Below are 20,681 nucleotides of genomic sequence, written 5' to 3'. Positions count from 1 at the left end.
TTTCTCCTGATCAGCCGAGGCGAAGACGGCGCTCGCCGAAGGCGTAGAGTGGCCTCCAGAGGAGCCGGTTGAAAAGCGTCACCAGAATGCACATGACGGCGATGCCGAGAACGACCCGAGGGAAGTCTCCGGCTTCGGTCGCCGTCGCGATATAGGCACCAAGACCTGCGGCGGTCAGATGGGTGTCGCCCCAGCTTGCGACCTCCGCGACGATGGAGGCATTCCATGATCCGCCCGAAGCGGTGATTGCTCCCGTGACATAGTATGGAAAAATGCCCGGCAGGATGACTTTTATCCACCAGCGCCATCCCTTGAGATGGAAGCTGCCGGCAGCTTCTTTCAGGTCGGTCGGGAAGGCGCTCGCACCGGCGATAACATTGAACAGGATATACCACTGGGTGCCCAGGATCATCAGCGGGCTGAGCCAGACATTCGCGTTCAGGCCATAACGGACGATAATCACCACGAACACCGGAAAGGCGAGGTTGGCGGGAAACGCGGCCAGGAACTGCGCGAGCGGCTGGATTCGTTCGGCCAGTTTTGGCCGAAGTCCGATCCATACGCCGACCGGCACCCATATCAGCGTGGCAAGGGCAATCAGCACGCTGACCCGCGCCAGCGTAATGAAGCCATATCCAAAGGCGCTGAGGACATCCGACGGACTCAACGTCACCGAGAGATACCCATAGACCCTCCAGGCGGCATAGCCGGTGCTTGCAATGATAAAGGCGAGCCAGACCGCATCGACGATACGGGATGGCGGGCCGCTTCTGGTTGGCATCCTCAGGCTGCCTGGCAACGCGATATGCAGGTTCGAGACGGCTTTGTTCAGTGCCGCAAACGGATACGTCAGTGCCCGTAAGGCCCGAGTCCGCCGAAACAGATCGAGCATCCAGGATGCCGGCGCGGTTGCCGAAGCGGTCTGCTCGAACCGGAACTTGTCGGCCCAGGCCACCACGGGCCGAAACAGCAACTGGTCATAGGCGAGGATCACCAAAAACATCGTCAGGATGGCGTAGCCAATCGCAGCGAGGTTTTGTTCCTTGATGGCGAGTGCGACATAGGAGCCAACCCCCGGCAGCGTGACGGTCGTGTCGCCGACCGTGATGGCTTCCGAAGCCACGACGAAGAACCAGCCGCCCGACATCGACATCATCGTATTCCAGATCAGGCCCGGCATGGCGAAGGGTACGTCGAGCCGCCAGAAGCGCTGCCAGCCGCTGAGGTGGAAGCTTTGGGAGGCTTCCTCCAGGTCCTTTGGGACGTTGCGCATCGACTGGTACATGCTGAAGGTCATGTTCCAAGCCTGGCTCGTGAAGATCGCAAACACGCAGGCGAGCTCGGCGCCGAACACGCGGCCGGGAAACAGGTTCAGGAAGAAAACGACGGTGAAGGTGAGAAAGCCGAGGATCGGCACCGACTGCAGGATGTCGAGCAGCGGAATCAGCACCATCTCGGCGCGCCGGCTCTTGGCGGCGAGAGCAGCGTAGACGAAGGTGAAGACGATCGAGCAGATGATGGCGAGCAGCATCCGCATGGTCGTTCGCAACGCGTAACCCGGCAGATTCGCGGGATCGAGCGATACCGGCGTGACGTCGAGTGCCGACAAGGGAAGGGTGGTTTGCTCGCCGCCGTAGACGATCAGCACCATGGCGCCGATCACGAGGATCAGCGCAACGGCGTCCCAGATGTTGGGCCGCAGCGCCTGCCCCAATCTCGGCGTCAGAAGTTCTTGCAGAGTCATCGCTGCCGCCTTGTCTGGAATTCGCCGTGCAGGCGGGCTGAGAAAATGGAAACGGGTCCACGGTCGGCGTTATAGGCGGGATTTGCAATGAGTTGATAATCCGCCGTGGCGTTCACTGTGAAAATCCTGCTCGTCCTGTTGTCGCTTTCGGCGACGGTCTAGAACCAACCATGCTCCGAACCGCTCCAGCACCCGCGTTCCCGATAGGACGGTTCGAAGACCGTTGTGTGAAATCCTGCGCTGCTGGTGCAGGTTCATTGCGCAACGCAAGATGAGGCTCGCGATCCGAAAAATGCCGATGGCGGTCCATCGTCTGGCGTTTTCCACGGCGGCCGCGATCCTCGCTTTCACGACGATATCCAGAAAATTGCAGCGAAGATCGCGGCGCAGGAAAGCAGCGTTACGAGCACGAACGCCTGAGCCAATTGCTTTTGCCGATAGTGATGAGGCACTGGACGCCCCACCCGGTGCATTCTCGGGTTCGACCATCATCGGATTCTTTGCCCGTCCGCACGCCGCCCGCGGCCGTCGTGGCATTCAATTTCCCACCGGCATTCCAGCCGGGTCTCATCGACGATCGACCAATGGCACGTCAGCAACGGCTGCGCGCGCCGGCGGTGGCCGTTGGGACGGCGACAACCCGGCTGATTGTCAGTGGAATGCGCAGCCTCAAGCCGGTGCGGCTTCAAGTGCCGCGGCTCAAAATGCCGGAATCTTGCGAGTTTTTCGAACATCGCTCACCTCCATATCCGCTTTGCGCGGCAGGTCGGTGAGCGGACGGTCAGCCAGTCGCGACCATCACACTCACGCGGCCATTGCCCGCGCGATCAATCTTCTTGTTTTGCGGCATCGCCAGACCGATCATGGTCGTCGGGGTGACGTTGCCAAAGGTGGTACTGCCCATGGGCTCTCTATTGGCGTTGGATGCTTGTCTCGAACAAATGCTCTGGACAACGATTTGGCAGGTACGCCTGACCTGTATCGCTGTCAAGCGCATTTTCCTATCCTCCCGGGAGGATCGCGGTTATCCTCCCCGGAGGATAGGAGATTCCAATGATGGACCACCCGCACTCTGCAATCGGCCGGCGCCTGAAGCGAGCCAATGGCCACCTCGAAAAGATCATAGCGATGATCGAGCAGGGCAGGCCTTGCGCCCAGATTGCACAACAGCTTCAAGCCGTGGAAAGTGCCATCGAGAACGCGAAGAAGGCGTTGATACACGATCACATCAGCCATGGCCTCGAACGATCGTTCAAGGCATCGGGTTCGAAAGGTCAGGCTGCGCTCAGAGACTTCCGGTTGATCGCAAAATATCTCTGACGCGAAACCGCACCCCCGTGGCGGTGTTTCCCGCCCGGCGGCCGCCCAGTGGTTCGATGGAGAGATCGCACGAATCTCATTTGCGGAAGGATCACCCGCTCCGCTCGCTGCGCGACCGATCGCCTCCCTCCAAAGCCGGGGGAGCCGAAGTCCGCTACCGTCTGAACCTTGCCACCAATTCCACATGCGGCGTGTGGCGAAACTGATCCACCGGCGTGACGCCGTCGATCTTGTAGCCGCCGTCGATCAGAATTCTGGCGTCGCGCGCAAAGGTCGCGACGTTGCAGGACACCGCGACAACCGTCGGAACCTTGCTGGCGGCGAGATGGGTCGCGACCGCCTGCGCGCCCTGCCGGGGCGGGTCGAACACAACCGTGTCGTAGTCGCGCAGCTCCTGCGGCACCAGCGGACGCCGGAACAGGTCGCGCGCCTCCGCCTTGAGCGGTTTCAATCCCGACGTCGATGTCGCCGCTTTCTGCAGCGCCGCGATCGAGCTGGCGTCGTTGTCGAACGCCGCCACCCGTGATTTCGCGGCCAGCCGCAGCGCAAACGGGCCGACGCCGCAAAAGAGATCGGCGACATGCTTGGCTCGCTTGCAATGATCGGCCACCAGGGCTGCCAGCGTTTCCTCACCCGCTATCGTGGCTTGCAGGAACGATCCCGGCGGCAGCGCGACCTGTGCGGCGCCGATCGAGATCACCGGCGTCGTTCGCGCCAAGACCAGTTCGCCATGGCGCGTCAGCCGCGCCAGCCCGTGTTGCTTGGCGACTTCAGAGAGCTTGCCGATCAGTTTGGTCGACACCGGCCCGGAGCCGCGGACATCGACATCCAAACCGTTTTCGGTGGCCGTGACCTGGATGTCGAGCGGCTTGCCTACGCCGATCAGCGGTTCGGCGATGGCCCAGGCGGCCTCGATCGCGCCGTCGAGATGCGGATCGAGGATCGGGCAGCGGTTGATCGGGACGATGTCGTGCGAACTGACCGCGGCGAAGCCGACCTTGAGCACCTCGTGGGTTCCCATCCGCGCGTGCAGGGTGATGCGGCGGCGGCCCGCGCCATGCGCATCGATGAGCGGTGCGACCTCGCACGCGATCCCGGCCTGCGCCAGGGTCGTCACCACGATGTCGCGCTTCCAGGCGCGATAGGGCGCCGTCTCCCAGTGCTGGATCGCGCAGCCGCCGCAGATGCCGAAATGCGGACAGAACGGCGCCACGCGTTCGGGACTTGGGATTTCGACCGCGACCAGCCGGCGGCGGTCGGGATGGTGGCCGGGGACGGGTGCGACCTCGACGGTTTCGCCGCCCAGCGTGTACGGCACGTAGACGCTTTCGCCGCCAACGGTGGCGACGCCGTCGCCGCGATGGCCGACATGGTCGATGACGAGACGCTCGATGTCAGCCACGGCGCGCCCCGATGAAGAATTCGATGTTGCCGTCGCCGCCGGCAATGGACGACGGAAACACCTGGATGTCGGTGCAGCCAAGCGACGCGGCAAACGCCGAGATATCGTCGCAGATTTGCTGATGCACCATCGCGTTGCGGATGATGCCGTGCTTGGAGTGTTTCCGCTCGGCCTCGAATTGCGGCTTGATCAGCGCCAGCAGGTGCATCGGCGCCGCTGCCAGCGACAACGCCACCGGCAGCACGGCTTTCAGCGAGATGAAGCTGACGTCGATGACGACGATATCCGGCCGCGCCGGCAGCCGCTTGCCTTCGTAGGCGCGGATATCCGTCTCTTCCATCGACACGATGTGGGGATGGTTTTGCAGGGAGTGGTGCAACTGGCCGTGGCCGACGTCGATGGCGAACACAAGACTGGCGCCGTTCGCCAGCAGCACCTCGGTGAAGCCGCCGGTGGAGGCGCCGACGTCGAGGCAGACATGGCCTTCGACCTCGATCGGATACTGTTCCAGTGCGCCGGCGAGCTTGACGCCGCCGCGGGATACCCAGGGGTGGGCGGGCTGCGCGGAAATTTCTGCGTCCGCCGCGATCGTCTCCGATGCCTTCAGCACCTGCTTGCCGCCGGCCGTCACAAAACCCGCCTCGATCGCGGCGCGGGCGCGGGCGCGGCTTTCGAACAGGCCGCGCTCGACCAGCAGCACGTCCGCGCGCTTGCGGGAGGAGGTTTCGTTTTCGCTCTTGTTTGCCAAGGTCAACTCGTTTTGCCGCTGGCGCGACCCGCCGCGACAACGACACAGGCCTCGAACGAGGTGAGGTCGTGCCAGATGTCCGAGGGCGCCTGCCGCGGCGTCACCAGTTTTGCGCCGTGCAGGTCGAGCGCGTGAATCATCATGAGATTGTCGGCCAGGCCGAAATCCTCGACCGTGAGCCCGTCTCGGTCGATCAGACGGCCGTCGGCGGATTTCGTCACGGCATCGAACCGCGCGACGCGCTCGACATAGCCGGCCGGATCGTTGCTGTAGGCGAGGCAGAGTTTTCCGCGGCCGGCCATGTAGCCGAGTTCGTAAACGGTGCCGGCGTCCGCGCTTGCTCCGCGAAACGGCGTCAGGTTGGCGATAACAGCATCCGCCGTATCCATCATCGCTTCATTGCCCTTGAAGATCCTGAGCGAGGCATCGCTGGCTGCGAGGTCGATCGCGTTGTCGAGCGGATAGAGGCCGCGCACGCCGTGGCGGGCGCAGATCGCGGCTTTTCGCTTTCCGATGTCGACGGCATCCGGCAGGAACACATCGGGGCCTGCCAGATAGATCTTCATCGGGGCACCGGCGGTCCATGGCGTTTTCAAGCGAAGTGGACGCCGGTTCGCGTGAAGAAAACGCGTCAAAACAAAAGTAGAGCCTAATCTAAGGCTCTAATTCGGCGATCTTTCCCGAGGCGAAGCGGTTACCGCTTCGCCTGACAACGCTTATGCGCCGCTCGCCAGGATCAGGCTAGCTTGCAATCAGGCGAGCTTGACCGTCTCGGCCTTGTAGTCCTTGCCGAGCGCGTCGAACACCTTGGCAACGATGCCCTTGGCGTCGAGGCCGGCGTGGGCATACATCGCCGTCGGCGAGTCGTGGTCGATGAACTCGTCGGGCAGGATCATCGCGCGCATCTTCAGGCCGCCGTCGAGCATGCCGTGGTCGGACAGCGTCTGCATCACGTGGGAGCCGAAGCCGCCGATCGAGCCTTCCTCGATGGTCAGCAGCACCTCGTGGTCACGCGCCAGCTTCAGCACCAGATCGACATCCAGCGGCTTCATGAAGCGGGCGTCGGCAATGGTGGTGGACAGGCCGTGGGCGGCGAGTTCGTCGGCGGCCTTTTCGCATTCGGCCATGCGGGTGCCGAACGACAGCAGCGCCACCTTGGTGCCCTGACGGACGATACGGCCCTTGCCGATTTCGAGGGGAATGCCGACTTCGGGCATTTCGACGCCGCGGCCTTCGCCGCGCGGATAACGCAACGCGCTCGGGCGGTCATTGATCGCGACCTGGGTGGCGACCATGTGCACCAGCTCGGCCTCGTCGGAGGCCGCCATGATGACGAAGTTCGGCAGACAGCCGAGATAGGCGTTGTCGAACGAACCGGCATGGGTGGCGCCGTCAGCGCCGACCAGGCCGGCGCGGTCGATCGCGAAGCGAACCGGCAGGCTCTGGATCGCGACGTCGTGGACCACCTGGTCGTAGCCGCGCTGCAGGAAGGTCGAATAGATCGCGCAGAACGGCTTGTAACCTTCGGTGGCAAGGCCGGCCGCGAAGGTCACCGCATGCTGCTCGGCGATGCCGACATCGAAGGTTCGGGTGGGGAAAGCCTTGTTGAAGATGTCGATGCCCGTGCCCGAGGGCATCGCGGCGGTGATGCCGACGATCTTGTCGTCCTTTTCGGCTTCCTTGACCAGGCTCTGGCCGAACACGTTCTGGTAGGACGGTGCATTCGGCTTGGCCTTGGCCTGGGCGCCGGTGGCGACGTCGAACTTGGCGACGGCGTGGTATTTGTCGGCGGAGGCTTCCGCCGGGCCGTAGCCCTTGCCCTTTTGCGTCACGACGTGGACCAGGATCGGACCGGTCTCCATGTCGCGGACGTTCTTCAGCACCGGCAGCAGATGGTCGAGGTTATGGCCGTCGATCGGGCCGACATAATAGAAACCGAGCTCTTCGAACAGTGTGCCGCCGTCCATCATGAAGCCGCGGGAATATTCCTCGACGCGGTTGGCGCGGTTGGCGATGATCTTCGGCAGGCGCTTGTTGATCTGCTTGGCGGCCTCGCGCAGCGTGCGATAGGTCTTGCCGGAGTAAAGCCGCGACAGATAGGCCGACATGGCGCCGACCGGCGGCGCGATCGACATGTCGTTGTCGTTGAGGATGACGATCAGGCGCGAATTCATCGCGCCGGCATTGTTCATGGCCTCATAGGCCATGCCGGCGGACATCGCGCCGTCGCCGATCACGGCGATCACGTTGTTCTTGCCGCCGGACAGGTCGCGGGCCACCGCCATGCCGAGGCCGGCGGAAATCGAGGTCGAGGAGTGCGCGGCGCCAAACGGATCGTAGTCGCTCTCGGTGCGCTTGGTGAAGCCGGACAGGCCGCCGCCGGTGCGCAGCGTGCGGATTCGGTCGCGGCGTCCGGTCAGGATCTTGTGCGGGTAGGCCTGATGGCCGACGTCCCAGATCAGGCGATCGCGGGGCGTATCGAAGATGTAATGGATCGCGGTGGTCAGCTCGACCACGCCGAGGCCGGCGCCGAAATGGCCTCCGGTCACCGACACCGCGTCGATGGTCTCCTGCCGCAGTTCGTCGGCGACCTGCTGCACCTGCTCGATCTTGAGCTTGCGCAGATCGTCGGGCGTGCGGATGGTATCGAGAAGCGGCGTTTTACTAAATGTGGTCACAGCGATATTCCAATTTTGCATGTCGGGGGCGAACGGCCCGACGCGAGATGGGGTGCGCGTTAACCGCGCTGTGAAAATCCAGACGCCGTTGCCATCTCGGCAGATCGGTACCTGATTTGAAAGCCTAGATGCACTCCGGATCAAACCATGTGATATGCATCACGTTGGTTGCTTTAACCCTTCCCGGTCAGTTTCTTTAGCTATTTGAAGTGCTTGCTGCCGCCGTAAAGCGGTGACAGGCGGCGCTCCTCAGCCCATAGAAGTGCAAGCTTTACACCAAACCGGGGGCCAAAGCCAACCCGCCGAACCGGACCGGTTCCGGATCGCAGGATTGTAATACCGCAGCTTTTTAACCGCTGCGGCGGACAGATGGTTCCATTTCGCCCAATTCGGTAGCACCGGAGGCATCCGTTTTAGCCGTTTCGATCCTTTTCCAGGCCCATTCGCGGGTCGCCGGGTCGCCGGTCGCGACATCAAGCGCGGCGTCGGGGACAGCCATGCGTGCGGCGAGGGGGATCGGTCCGCAGACGATCATGAAGAAATCGTAGGCATGGGGCCGCTCGTTGGCCATCACGAACTGGAAATGGACCCGGAAGAACTTCCAGCGGAACACGTTGTAGTGCGCGGGGCTGATGATGTCGCGAAACCGCACCGACACGATTCTCGGATTGCGCCGTGCGGAACCGACGTCGATGTCGTGGCCGGCGATCGGATCGAACGGAAAGAAATTCATCACGTCCTTGCGCGACTGGCAGTCGATCCAGTCGATCGAAGGCTCGACCGCCAGCATTCGCAAGTGCTCGCGGAACGGCTGTGAGGCGGCGTGGAAACCGACGATCGGGAAATTTCCGCCGATCGTCAAAAGCACGATGCGCGGGCCGTGGCGCCCGAGGTCGGGATCGAGCTGCAGCGCCCGCGCCAGCATTTCGGTGCCCAGGAACGATCCCGAGCTATGGCCGACGATGACGATTTCCTCGGCGTCGCTCTCGCGCGCCGTCTTGACCAGGTGCTGCGCAAAGCGGTCGATGCGCTGGTCCCATTCGGGACGGGCGCGATGCGAAAATTCCCAGGTCCAGATCGTGTCGGAGAGCACGTAGAGCAGATAGGTCTGGTTTTCGGTGTATTTGAGCACGGTGCCGAGCACGGCGACGAACGCCGCCAGGGCCGCGGCGATGCTGAAGGCATCGGGGATGCCGAGCGCATCGAGCCCTTTCTCGAACGCATAAGCGAGACCGGCAGCAACAATCGCCTCCAGCAGCAGCAGGAAATGCGGGTAGGTGATGAAGGTCGCAAACCGCCAGTTCGCCCGCCAGAACCGCGCAATGGTGCCGGCGAACACCAGCCGCCAGTAGATCCAGACCGCCTGCAGCACCGTGCGCCAGATCGGCTGCGCGAGGTCGCGCTGGATGAAATCCTCAAACCGCAGGAAGTCGCAATTGGTGTGGGTCTGCCAGTCGTCCGCCTTGGTCTCGATCGTCCAGGAGGCGATCTCGCCATCGGGCGCTGTCTTCGGACGGCCCAGGGTGGCGGTTAGCTGGTAAAGCCGCGAGAACTTCCGCAGCTCGGTCCTGAACATGCGATAATACTGCGCCAGTCCGCGCGGATCGTATCCCTGGATGTAGATGATATGGCGGTGCTGAACGCGCACGTACTGTCCCCGGACTGCCGTAGCGTTTTCGAGCGAAGTGGACACCGGTTCGCGTCAAGAAAACGCGTCAAAACAAAGAGTAGAGCCCGGATCTGCTTCAACTAGAACCGCTAAGGCTCTAACGGGACTATATCAGGCCGTTCCACGCGCCAAGAGCTAATTCGATGACAAATTGGGCAGGCGTGATGTCACAGGCGGGCGCGGGGCGCTGAATTCGCATGGTGTTTTTCGAATATCAGCCAAGCCCGCGCGGATTAGCCGCCGTGAGGCCTACTGCACGTCGAGCGGCTCGGTCCCGGTGACCTGGCCGGAGGCGTCGGTGGTGATCTTGTCGACCCGCGCCTCGGCCTGCCGCAGCAATTCCTCGCAGCGCCGTTTCAGGGCCTCGCCGCGCTCGTAGATCGCGACCGACTCCTCCAGCGGCACCTTGCCGTCCTCGAGCCGCCGCACGATCGTTTCCAGTTCCTCGATCGCGCGCTCGAAGGAGAGTTTTTTGACGTCCGCCTGGGCAGTATCGGCCATTATTGCGTTCCCGGTTGCGACCCCGAAGGATGCGCAGAATCAAACAAATTTATTGGGGCGTATTGTGGCGGGGATCTAGCCGGCCATCAATGCGGTGACGTGCTCTGCCACCGACTCTTTCAGCCCCTGCAGGTCGTAGCCGCCCTCCAGCACCGAGACAACCCGTCCCCCCGCGCTGGCGTTCGCCGTGTCCATCAGCTTGCGCGTGACCCAGCCGAAATCCTCGGCCTTGACGTTCAGCGAGGCCAGCGGATCGCGGTAATGTGCGTCGAAGCCGGCCGAAATGATGATCAGTTCGGGGCTGAATTTCTGCAACTGCGGCAGGATCAGGTTTTCGAACGCCGCGCGGAATTTGGCGCTGCCGTCTTCGGAGGCCAGCGGCGCATTGACGATGGTGTCATGCTCGCCGCGCTCGCCGCTGGCGCCGGTGCCGGGAAACAGCGGCATCTGGTGCGTCGAGCAATACATCACGGTCGGATCGGACCAGAAGATGTCCTGGGTGCCGTTGCCGTGATGGACGTCGAAATCGACGATCGCGGCGCGGCCGATGCCGTATTTGCGCTGGGCGTGACGGGCGGCGATCGCGGCATTGTCGAAGAAGCAGAAGCCCATCGGCTTGCTGACCTCGGCGTGATGGCCGGGCGGACGCACCGCGACGAAGGCGTTTTGATGCTGACCTGCCATCACGGCGTCGGTCGCGGCGACCGCGCCGCCGACGCCGCGCATCACGGCTTCCCAGGTGCCCGGCGACATCGAGGTGTCGCCGTCGATATAGATCAGGCCGCTGGTGGGCGCGATGTGGCGGAGTTCGCCGACATAATGCTCGCCATGGCAGAGCGAGACGGAATCGAGGCTGCCTTCCGGCGCTTCGCCGCGCACCAGCGCCTTGAAGCGGTCTTCGCCCAAAACCTCGGCGACCGCGCGCAGCCGGTCGGGGCGTTCGGGATGCCCCGGGGGCGTCAGATGGTCGAGACAGGCGGGATGCGTCAGAAGCAGCGTCATGCAAAATCCTGGCGCATTTCGATTGCGCTTTGCGGGAAGGGCTCAATCTAGGCGCTCATTGGCCGCTCGGAAAGAGCCCTCGCCGCCGGGATAACGCCGGCCCAGTTCTCCGGTTCAGTTGATCCTGACGATGCGACCGCCCGCCGTGGGGCCGATCGGGCTGTTCGCCTTGAAATAGGTATGCAACGCGTCGCTGTCGTAGCTGCCGGTTTGCGGCAGGGTGCCGTCCCGAAGCACGGTAAAGCCGTCGCCGCCGACGGCGAGGAAGTTGTTGACCGTGATGCGATAGGACGCGGCGAGGTCGACCGGTTGTCCGTTCAGCGACATCCGCTCGGCGATGACCCGCTCGCCGTCGCCCTTGGCGCCGTCCCAGGCGTAGCCGAACCCCTTTGAGACCTGCAGGATCCGCGGCCGCTTCGGATCGAGCCATTGCTGTTCCAGCATGTCCTTGATCTGCTTTCCGCTCAGCGTCAGCGTCACCAGCTGGTTGCGGAACGGCTGGCTGGCGAACAGGTCGGCAAACGTCACCGCGCCGTTGTCCTTGCGCACGATGTCGGTGCGCACGCCGCCGGGATTGGTGAACGCGATCACCGCGCCGCCGCTCGCCGCCGCGCTGGTCGCGGCCAACTGGGCGTCGGCGATGATATCGCCGAGCGGACTCTCGCCGGCATTGTTCGGCGTGCGCGACAGTGTCTCGGTCACCGACCCCGCCGGACGGTTGGCGATCGGGGCAGCGACCCGGTCATAGGCTTCGAGCAGCGCGGTCTGGTCGGGGTCTCTGGCCAGATCGGGCACGCGAACGATGCTGTTGTCGGCCTTGGCGCTGACGACGTCGCGGGTGACGGGATCGAGCTTGAGGTCGATGGCGGTGACCAGCGTGCCGTATTTGTCGCCAGAGGTGACAAGCCGTCCGTCGATCTCGCAGATATAGGCCTGGTGGGTGTGGCCGGAGATCACGACGTCGACCGCCTTGTCGAATTGCTTGACGATGTCGACGATCGGGCCCGCGATCGAAGGGCACTCGTTGTAATCGCCTGCCGGCGTGCCGCCCTGATGGATCAGCACCACGATCGCCTCGACGCCGCGCGCCTTCAGTTCCGGGACCAGCGCGTTCACGGTCTCGACCTCGTCGCGGAATTCGAGGCCGGCCGCGCTCTGCGGCGAGATGATGTCGGGCGTCGCCTTCAGCGTCAGGCCGATGAAGGCCACCGGAATGCCGTCGAATGTGCGGATCTCGTAGGCGGGAAACACGGTCTTGCCGCTGCTTTTGTCGATGGTGCTGGCGGCGAGATAGCGGAATTTCGCACCGGTAAACGGATGCGGCCCTTGGCAGGTATCGACCGGGTGGCAGCCGCCGTTCTGCATCCGCAGCAATTCGTCCTTGCCCTCGTCGAACTCGTGATTGCCGACAGCCGAAAGCGCCAGCCCCATCATCGACATCGACTCGATGGTCGGCTCGTCGTGGAACATCGCCGACAGAAACGGGCTGGCGCCGATCAGGTCGCCGGCCGCGACGAAAATGGTGTTGTTGTGGCCCGCGCGAAGCCGGTTGACCAATGTCGCCATCCGCTCGGCGCCGCCGGCGTTGACCGCGATCTTTTTTGTCTTGTCGGCAGGATCGGCGATCCGGATGCCGCCCGGCGGCGGGCGAAGGTTGCCGTGAAAATCGTTGATGGCAAGGATGCGCAATTCCACCGGCGCAGGCGTCTGGGCAAGGGCCGGTGGGGCGGCTGCGAGCGCGGTGAGCAGCGCAAATGCTGCGGGGATATGATGTCTCATGGCGCTACAATAAACATCCGGCGCGACGTTTTTGCGAAGCCAAAATCAAGAGGCTTCAACTCTTCTTGCGCGAGAAGAACGCCTTGAAGGCGGCGATCGCTTCGTTGGAGCGCATCCGTTCGCCGAACAGATGGCCTTCCTGGTCGATCCGGCGCGTCATGTCCTCCGGCGGCAGCTTCAGGAGCTTGCGCGAGATCGCGACCGCTTCGGCCGGCAGCGCGCAGATTTCGCGCGCGACCTTGCGCGCTTCGGCTTCGGTATGTCCGGGCGATACCACCACGTTGACGAACCCCGCGGTGTGGGCGTCGTCGGCGGTGACGGTGCGGCCCATCACCAGCATCGCGAAGGCGCGCTGGTGGCCCATGGTGCGCGGCATCAAGAGGCTCGACGCGCCTTCGGGCACCAGTCCGAGATTGATGAACGGCGTCTTGAACGTCGCGGTCTTGCTGGCGAGCACGTAATCGCAGTGGAACAGCATGGTGGTGCCGATGCCGATCGCGATGCCGTCGACGGCGGCGATAATCGGCTTGACGTTGTGGGCCAGCGAATAAAGAAATTTTGCGGCATTGGAAGCCCGCGGCGTGTCGGTGTTGTTGGTTCCCTCTTTCAGGAAATCCTCGAGGTCGTTGCCGGAGGTGAATACGCCGGAGCCGCCGGTGATGACGATGCAGCGGATCTTCGGATTGTTCTGCGCCGTGTCGATGGCATCGCTCATCAGGCGATACATCTCCTGGGTGATCGCGTTTTTCTTTTCGGGCCGACGCAGCGTGATCACGCGCATCGCGTCTTCGTCGGTGACAATGAGGTGCCCGGTCATGAAGGTGTCCCTGAAACAGGCGGCGACGGTGCCGCTGGCGAGTCATCAGGCTATATCCTACATGATCCCTGAAAAGGCCCAAATCGCCGCAGCCGTTTTCCCCTAAAGGATAACGCAATGCAGCTAACCGGAACTCACCATCTGACCGCGATCTCGGCGAAGCCGCGGGAGAATCTGGCCTTTTATACCGGTCTGCGCGGAGCCAACGGTCACTTGTCCTGCAAGTCGCGGGTAATCTGGCTGATAAGATCGCGCAGCCACGCGTGCGCGGGCTGATTGTCGAGCCGTCGCAGCCAAATCATGGCAGCTTCGATCGGCTTGGGCGGACGCGACAGTCGACGGAACACCAGGTGGTGGGACGTTGTCATGTTTTTGGCGACGTTCAGCGGAAGCACCGACACCAGGTCCGACGTCGCCAGGATCTGCGCCGCCGACAGGAATGGCGCCCGCATCGCCGGTCCTGGGCCAGGCTTTGATCGTCCGGGATCAGCGTCGACAAAATCGGCGCCAAATTGCGCCGATGAGATCTCCAATTGGGCGAGCGTTGCCAGCTTCTCGGTCGAGAATTCCTGTGCCTTCGCTGCCGGGTGACCCTTGCGATGCACCACAACGAACTGGTCCTGCAGTAACCGCTTCCGCGAGAATCGCTCGCCCTGGACGCCCGATGGACCCAGCGCCAGATGCAGTTCGCTTCGATCAAGCTGCTCGAGAACGTTTAACGTGCCGCTCGGCCGAAAATCCAGCTTCACCCCCGGAGCACTTTTGGCAATTTGCGCCGCTACCGGCGCGACCAGAACGATCGCCGCATAATTATCGACGGCAATGCGGAACGTTGCCGTCGCCTTGGACGGATCGAACTGCACGGTTTCCAGCGATTGTTGCAACCCGTCGAGGGCAATCCTGATCGGCGTGGCGAGTTCCTCGGCCCGCGGCGTCGGCACCATTCCGGTTGGGCTGCGGACAAACAGCTCATCTTTGAGCATGTGACGCAATCTCGTCAGGGCATGGCTCATCGCAGGCTGGCTCAGGCCCAGTCGTTGTCCGGCCCGCGTGACGGATCGGTCCCGCATGATGGCGTCGAACACCACCAGCAAGTTCAGATCGAGCGCGGCTAGCTTCGGCGCCGTCCTGCTCAAGCGACTGGAACTCCACCATAATTCAAAATGCGCATGTGAAGATGAAGAGAATGCATTTTGTGAATGCGAAACTCAACCCTAGATTCCGGCTTGTCGATGGCAATTGCGCATCGCGGCTGTGCGAACCGCATGCGGCTACCCGACGCGCCAGGGTAACTGCAGGGATTGGCAAAGGATCGGCGGCGCAACGGGAATATCGTTCACGAGGGAGAACGTTATGATTGGAATCGTTCGGCTCGCGCTGCGACGGCCCTATACGTTTATCGTCATGGCGCTCCTGATCCTGATCTTTGGGACGGCGTCGGCGTTGCGCACGCCGACCGACATTTTCCCGAACATCAATATCCCTGTCATCAGCGTGGTGTTCAGCTACACCGGTCTGCCGGCCGACGATATGGCCGGCCGCATCGTCACGTTCTACGAGCGGTCGCTGCCCAACAGCGTCAATGACATCGAGCATATCGAATCCCAGTCGATCGTGAATTACGGGATCATCAAGATCTTCTTTCAGCCGACCGTGAACATCAATGCCGCGCTGGCGCAGGTCAACGGCATGTCGCAGACCGTGCTGAAGCAGATGCCGCCGGGCATCACCCCGCCGCTGATTCTGAGCTTCAATGCCTCGAGCGTGCCTATCCTGCAGCTTGCGCTCTCAAGCGACCAGATGTCCGAAACCCAGATCTTCGATTCCGCGCTGAATTTCATCCGCCCGGCGCTGGCGCCGGTTCCCGGCGCCGCGCTGCCGCTTCCGTTCGGCGGCAAGGTGCGCCAGGTCCAGGCCGATCTCAACCAGCAGGCGCTGCATCAATACGGCGTTTCCGCCAACGACGTCATCAACGCGCTTTCGCTGCAGAACCTGATCACGCCGGTCGGAACCCAGAAGATCGGCTCCTATGAATATACCGTCAATTTGAACGACTCGCCGAAAGCGGTCGCAGCCTTCAACGACCTCCCGGTCAAGACCGTCAACGGCACCGTCATCTATATGCGTGACGTGGCCTATGTACATGACGGCAGTCCGCCGCAGACCAACGCGGTTCACGTCAACGGCGCCGGCGCCGTGCTGTTGACCATCATGAAGGCGGGCGCAAGCTCGACGCTCGACATCATCAACGGCGTCAAGAACCTGCTGCCTTCGGTATCGCAGACGCTGCCGGGCAGCCTGAAGCTGACTGCGGTGGGCGATCAATCCGTCTTCGTCACCGATGCGGTGTCCAGCGTCGTCAGGGAGGGCGTGATCGCCGCGGTGCTGACCGGGATGATGATCCTGCTGTTCCTCGGCAGCTGGCGCTCGACCCTGATCATCACGCTCTCGATCCCGCTGGCGATCCTGGCTGCGCTGACCGGCCTCTCGCTATTGGGCGAGACCATCAACGTCATGACGCTCGGCGGGCTTGCGCTCGCGGTCGGTATTCTCGTCGACGACGCCACCGTCACCATCGAGAACATCAACTGGCATCTCGAGCAGGGCAAGGAGATCGAGCCCGCCATTCTCGATGGCGCCCGGCAGATCGTCGTGCCGGCGACGGTGTCGCTGCTCTGCATCTGCATCGCGTTCGTGCCGATGTTCGGGCTTGGCGGCGTCGCCGGTTATCTGTTCCGGCCGCTCGCCGAAGCGGTGATGCTGGCGCTTGCGGCCTCCTATGTGCTGTCGCGCACGCTGGTGCCGACGCTGGCGAACTATCTGTTGCGCCATCAGCACGTCCACGGCTCGGCCGATGAGGCGGGGCATGCCGCGCCGAGCCGCAATCCGCTCGCCCGCTTCCAGCGCGGCTTCGAGCGCATGTTCGAAAACGTCCGCAAAACCTATCTCGGCCTGCTGCAGCTCTGTCTGCGCAACCGGATCAAGCTGATCGCCGGGTTCCTTTGCTTCAGCCTGCTGTCGTTCGGCCTTGCGCCCTATCTCGGCCAGGACTTCTTCCCGACCGTGGATGGCGGCCAGATCAAGCTGCATGTCCGCGCCCCCACGGGAACGCGGATCGAGGAAACGACCAGCCTGACCGACCGGATCGGGACCGCCATCCACGGCATCATTCCCGCCAATGAGCTTGGCGGCATTGTGAGCAATATCGGGCTCTCGGTCAGTGGCATCAACATGGCCTACAACAACTCCGGCACCATCGGCGTCGGCGACGCCGACATTCTGGTCAGCCTCAAGCCCCAACACGCGCCCACCGATGACTACATCAAGACCATGCGCGAGAAACTGCCGCAGCAGTTTCCCGGCACCAGTTTCGCCTTTCTTCCGGCCGATATCGTCAGCCAGGTGCTGAATTTCGGCGTGCCGGCTCCGATCGACCTGCAGGTGGCCGGCAGCGATCTTTCGGCAAATCGCAAATACGCAGATTCGCTGTTGACGAAAATCAGGGCGATTCCCGGCATCGCCGATGCGCGCATCCAGCAGGCGTTTCAGCAGCCGACCCTTGACGTCAATGTCGACCGCTCGCTGACCTCGCTGGTCGGCCTGACCGAAAAGGACGTTGCCACCGCCATGCTGACGACATTGTCGGGAAGCTCGCAGTCGGCCCCGACCTATTGGCTGAACCCGGCCAACGGCGTCTCTTATGCGGTCTCGGTGCAAACCCCGCAACGCGATATCAACACCATGACCGGTCTGCAAAACATTCCGGTCACGTCAGCGGCCAGCGCCAATACCCAGCTGCTCGGCGGCCTCGCGCAGGTCAAGCGGACCAACAGCAATGCCGTCGTGTCCCACTACAATGTTCAGCCCGTCATCGACATCTTTGCAACCCCGCAGGGGCGCGACCTCGGTGCGCTCGCGTCAGACATTCGGACGGTGATCCACGACACCGCAAAAGATCTGCCCAAGGGCGCGAGTGTCGCATTGCGCGGTCAGGTCAGCACGATGACAAGCGCCTATCAGCAGCTGTTCGTCGGTCTCGGGGCAGCGATCGTGCTGATCTATTTGCTGATCGTCATCAACTTCCAGTCCTGGATCGATCCCTTCGTCATCGTGATGGCACTGCCGACCGCACTGGCCGGCATCGTCTGGATGCTGTTCGGGACCGGAACGACGCTTTCGGTTCCCGCACTCACCGGCGCGATCATGTGCATGGGGGTTGCGACCGCCAACAGCATTCTGGTGATCAGCTTTGCCCGCGAACGGATGGCGGCCGGCGCAGATGCCATGACGGCTGCCTTTGAGGCGGGCGCTTCGCGGTTTCGCCCGGTCCTGATGACGGCGCTCGCCATGGTCATCGGGATGCTGCCGATGGCGATCGAGGCCGGGCAGAACCAACCGCTCGGGCGTGCCGTGATCGGCGGGCTGATCTTTGCCACCTCCGCCACGCTGTTTCTGGTGCCGACCATCTTCAGCCTGGTGCACAGCCGCCAGCCTGGCACCGCAAGTCCAGCGGATGCCGCTACCTCATCATCGCATTGAGCGGAGAACGAAGACCATGACCCCGGAACAAATCAACGTCCCAAGTCGGCGGAGCCTGCTGACGACGGCCGCCGCCGGAGCCCTCCTTGCCGGCATCGTGATCGGCTACGGCTTCATCAGCCGCGCGCAGAGCAAGCAGGAAGTCGTGCAGTGGACCGATACGCAGGCGACCCCGACCGTTGCCCTCGCGCAGTCCATCCCCGGCGGCAGCCATCAAGCCCTGACGCTGCCGGGCAATATCCAGCCCTTTAACAGGGCGGCGATCTTCGCGCGGGTGAACGGATATGTGAAGAGCTGGGACCACGACATCGGGTCGGCGGTGAAGGCCGGAGAGGTGCTGGCTACCATCGACGCTCCCGATCTCGATCAGCAGCTCGGGCAGGCCAAAGCGACGCTGGCGAGCGTGAGGGCCAATCATCAAATTGCGTCGCTCACCGCCAACCGGAACAACATACTGCTGCAAAAGCAGATCGTCGCCCAGCAGCTGGCGGACCAGACCACCGCCGACGAGAAGGCGAAGGAGGCCGTCGTCGACGCCAACGAAGCCAACGTCCGCCAGCTCGAGGCCATGCAATCGTTCAAGACGCTGGCCGCGCCCTTTGACGGCGTCGTGACCTCCCGAAACGTGGAACTCGGGATGCTGATCAACTCGGGAGGTTCCGGTCAGCCGCTGTTCGAGGTGTCGGACCTGCACCGGGTTCGCATCTACGTGCAGGTGCCGCAATCGTTCTCGGCCGGGCTTACGGTGGGGATGAAGGCGACATTCGAAATGCCGCAATACCCCGGCGTGCAATTCGACGCGACGCTGTCTCATATCTCCAGGGCCATCAATCCGGCGTCCCACAGCATGCAGGTCGAGCTTCAGGCCGACAACGCCGCCGGAAAGTTCTTCGGCGGGAGTTACTGCAATGTGCATTTCGAAATTCCGACCGACGCAAATCTGGTCAAGATCCCTTCGACCGCGCTCATCACCGGCAATCAGGGCACACAAGTCGCGACCGTCGACGGCAATGGCAAGGTTGTCCTCAAGAGCATCCAGCTCGGCCGCGATCTCGGTGACAGCGTGGAGGTTGTTGCCGGCCTGACCCCGTCTGATCGGATTATCAACAGCCCGACGGAAACATTGGCTACGGGCGACGCTGTCCGCGTGGCGACCGCGACATCGCCGGCTGCCGCCGCCGCATCGAAACCGTCACAGCACTGAGGCGCTTTTCCATGAGGGTTTGCGCAAATCTGCCTGCCTCAGGACGAGACGTCAGGTTGGATCTGTTTCGCGGCTTGGCGAATTGGGCAATCTTCCTGGATCACATTCCGCACGAGGTATTGAACTCGATCACAACCAGGAACTATGGCTTCAGCGATGCCGCTGATTTGTTCGTTTTCATATCCGGCTACACCGCCGCCTTGGTGTTCGGAAGGATAATGATCGAGCGGGGTTACGTCGCTGCGGCCTCACGGTTGCTAAGGCGTGCCTCGGAGCTTTATGCCGCGTACATCATCGTGGTTGTCATCTATATCGCTGTCATTGCGTGGGTCTCGCAACAGCTTCACGATCCGGACGACCTAAATCAGTTCAACATCGGCGTTTTCATGAGCAGGCCGCTTTGGCAAGCTGTCCAGGCTCTGGCTCTTAGATACACGCCCGTCAATCTGGACGTCCTTCCGCTCTATATCCTGTTGTTGGGAACGTTTGCTCCCGCCCTGTGGCTCATGGTTCGGAAACCGACGCTGATATTGATTTGTTCAATGGCTGTGTATTTTGTCGCAAGGCATTTTGGCTGGAATCTTGCGGCCTCTCCATCGGGGTCCTGGTATTTCAATCCGTTCGCCTGGCAGTTCCTGTTTTTTCTCGGCGCCTGGATCGCCTTGGACGGCAGCCATGCCATTCAATCGATCATTCGATCCACGGCGGCATTCTGGCTGGCAATCGCCTATATCGTCTTTGCTCTCATTGTGACGACGGCCATTCGCGCACCAGAGCTCGGCAGCCTGATTCCACATTGGATCCTGCAGCTGTTCGATCCCAACGATAAGACGAATCTCGCGCCCTGCCGGGTCGTGCATCTCATTGCTCTTGCTGTTGCGGTCACCCGATTTCTGCGTCTGGACTCGCCAGTTCTGCAATGGCGGGCGCTGGCGCCGTTGATCCGGTGCGGCCGGCACTCGCTTCAGGTTTTTTGCACGGGTATCGTCCTGTCGTTTTGCGCTCATGCCGTGATCGAACTAAGCCTGAATTCGTTGTGGGCTCAGGTTTTCGCGGGCGCGGCAGGAATATTGCTCATGACCGCGGTCGCCTATTTCTGGACATGGCCGAAATGGACGATTGGTCGTGCTGGCCGAGGCGGTCGAAGCATCCTTCAGCCGCGGCGGCCGGCGATCGTGGCGGGGCTGAAGCCGATTGACTAGAAATGCAACACCATCACCTACCTGGGTGGGTGTGCGGATCGGCAACAACCGCTCCAAATCATCGCGCAATTTGGCG

Annotated in this window: 17 protein-coding genes; 4 read left to right on the top strand and 13 right to left on the bottom strand. The window is 62.6% G+C overall.

All coding sequences use genetic code 11. The features are described 5' to 3' along the window. Nucleotides 1-10 precede the first annotated feature (10 nt). From BLR13_RS08485 to BLR13_RS42220, 3 genes are all read right to left on the bottom strand, one after another. Entirely contained in the window at nucleotides 11-1,744 is a 1,734-nt protein-coding gene (locus BLR13_RS08485; protein WP_074825527.1) for an ABC transporter permease, read from the bottom strand. A 69-nt stretch (nucleotides 1,745-1,813) separates the two neighbouring features. After that, the gene (locus BLR13_RS40005; protein WP_143039771.1) at nucleotides 1,814-2,236 is read right to left on the bottom strand and encodes a hypothetical protein; all 423 of its coding nucleotides are present in this window, start codon (nucleotides 2,234-2,236) and stop codon (nucleotides 1,814-1,816) included. A 289-nt stretch (nucleotides 2,237-2,525) separates the two neighbouring features. Continuing rightward, nucleotides 2,526-2,648 carry a hypothetical protein gene (locus BLR13_RS42220; RefSeq protein ID WP_283806842.1) on the bottom strand — a complete coding sequence of 41 codons (123 nt, stop codon included), beginning with the start codon at nucleotides 2,646-2,648 and terminating at the stop codon, nucleotides 2,526-2,528. 152 nt (nucleotides 2,649-2,800) lie between these two features. Here BLR13_RS42220 and BLR13_RS08480 point away from each other — a divergent pair, with 152 nt between their 5' ends. Further along, nucleotides 2,801-3,064: a metal-sensing transcriptional repressor gene (locus BLR13_RS08480; protein ID WP_197679570.1), complete on the top strand. Its 264-nt coding sequence runs from the start codon at nucleotides 2,801-2,803 to the stop codon at nucleotides 3,062-3,064. A gap of 154 nt (nucleotides 3,065-3,218) precedes the next feature. Here BLR13_RS08480 and BLR13_RS08475 read toward each other — a convergent pair whose 3' ends face one another. The 10 genes from BLR13_RS08475 to BLR13_RS08430 form a co-directional block, all read right to left on the bottom strand. Then, complete coding sequence (locus BLR13_RS08475) at nucleotides 3,219-4,466, bottom strand: class I SAM-dependent RNA methyltransferase (protein WP_244525125.1); 1,248 nt, start codon at nucleotides 4,464-4,466, stop codon at nucleotides 3,219-3,221. After that, nucleotides 4,459-5,214 carry a TlyA family RNA methyltransferase gene (locus BLR13_RS08470; protein WP_074825530.1) on the bottom strand — a complete coding sequence of 252 codons (756 nt, stop codon included), beginning with the start codon at nucleotides 5,212-5,214 and terminating at the stop codon, nucleotides 4,459-4,461. The genes BLR13_RS08475 and BLR13_RS08470 overlap by 8 nt, the downstream gene beginning before the upstream one ends. A gap of 2 nt (nucleotides 5,215-5,216) precedes the next feature. Beyond that, on the bottom strand, nucleotides 5,217-5,780 hold the full coding sequence (locus BLR13_RS08465; protein ID WP_074825532.1) for a nucleoside 2-deoxyribosyltransferase: 564 nt from the start codon (nucleotides 5,778-5,780) through the stop codon (nucleotides 5,217-5,219). A gap of 186 nt (nucleotides 5,781-5,966) precedes the next feature. Continuing rightward, the gene (dxs, locus tag BLR13_RS08460) at nucleotides 5,967-7,913 is read right to left on the bottom strand and encodes a 1-deoxy-D-xylulose-5-phosphate synthase (protein WP_074825533.1); all 1,947 of its coding nucleotides are present in this window, start codon (nucleotides 7,911-7,913) and stop codon (nucleotides 5,967-5,969) included. 328 nt (nucleotides 7,914-8,241) lie between these two features. Then, entirely contained in the window at nucleotides 8,242-9,540 is a 1,299-nt protein-coding gene (locus BLR13_RS08455) for a hypothetical protein (protein WP_074825535.1), read from the bottom strand. 270 nt (nucleotides 9,541-9,810) lie between these two features. Beyond that, entirely contained in the window at nucleotides 9,811-10,062 is a 252-nt protein-coding gene (locus BLR13_RS08450) for an exodeoxyribonuclease VII small subunit (RefSeq protein ID WP_074825537.1), read from the bottom strand. Between the two features lie 75 nt (nucleotides 10,063-10,137). Then, on the bottom strand, nucleotides 10,138-11,064 hold the full coding sequence (locus tag BLR13_RS08445) for a histone deacetylase family protein (RefSeq protein WP_074825539.1): 927 nt from the start codon (nucleotides 11,062-11,064) through the stop codon (nucleotides 10,138-10,140). Between the two features lie 114 nt (nucleotides 11,065-11,178). After that, nucleotides 11,179-12,843 carry a bifunctional metallophosphatase/5'-nucleotidase gene (locus BLR13_RS08440; RefSeq protein WP_074825540.1) on the bottom strand — a complete coding sequence of 555 codons (1,665 nt, stop codon included), beginning with the start codon at nucleotides 12,841-12,843 and terminating at the stop codon, nucleotides 11,179-11,181. A gap of 55 nt (nucleotides 12,844-12,898) precedes the next feature. Continuing rightward, a complete protein-coding gene (locus BLR13_RS08435) occupies nucleotides 12,899-13,660 on the bottom strand; it encodes a crotonase/enoyl-CoA hydratase family protein (protein ID WP_074825542.1) in 762 nt (253 codons plus the stop codon). A gap of 209 nt (nucleotides 13,661-13,869) precedes the next feature. After that, the gene (locus BLR13_RS08430; protein ID WP_244525231.1) at nucleotides 13,870-14,748 is read right to left on the bottom strand and encodes a LysR family transcriptional regulator; all 879 of its coding nucleotides are present in this window, start codon (nucleotides 14,746-14,748) and stop codon (nucleotides 13,870-13,872) included. A 265-nt stretch (nucleotides 14,749-15,013) separates the two neighbouring features. Here BLR13_RS08430 and BLR13_RS08425 point away from each other — a divergent pair, with 265 nt between their 5' ends. The 3 genes from BLR13_RS08425 to BLR13_RS08415 are packed head-to-tail and all read left to right on the top strand — an operon-like array spanning nucleotide 15,014 to nucleotide 20,605. After that, complete coding sequence (locus tag BLR13_RS08425) at nucleotides 15,014-18,199, top strand: efflux RND transporter permease subunit (RefSeq protein ID WP_074825546.1); 3,186 nt, start codon at nucleotides 15,014-15,016, stop codon at nucleotides 18,197-18,199. A 16-nt stretch (nucleotides 18,200-18,215) separates the two neighbouring features. Beyond that, the gene (locus tag BLR13_RS08420; RefSeq protein WP_074825547.1) at nucleotides 18,216-19,403 is read left to right on the top strand and encodes an efflux RND transporter periplasmic adaptor subunit; all 1,188 of its coding nucleotides are present in this window, start codon (nucleotides 18,216-18,218) and stop codon (nucleotides 19,401-19,403) included. Between the two features lie 56 nt (nucleotides 19,404-19,459). After that, nucleotides 19,460-20,605, top strand: coding sequence for an OpgC domain-containing protein (locus tag BLR13_RS08415; RefSeq protein ID WP_074825550.1), 1,146 nt, complete (start codon nucleotides 19,460-19,462; stop codon nucleotides 20,603-20,605). Nucleotides 20,606-20,681 lie beyond the last annotated feature (76 nt).

Source organism: Bradyrhizobium ottawaense (genome assembly GCF_900099825.1).
Classification (GTDB): domain Bacteria; phylum Pseudomonadota; class Alphaproteobacteria; order Rhizobiales; family Xanthobacteraceae; genus Bradyrhizobium; species Bradyrhizobium ottawaense_A.
Note: the sequence above shows the minus strand (reverse complement) of the source record. Positions and strands in the feature narration are given on the sequence as shown.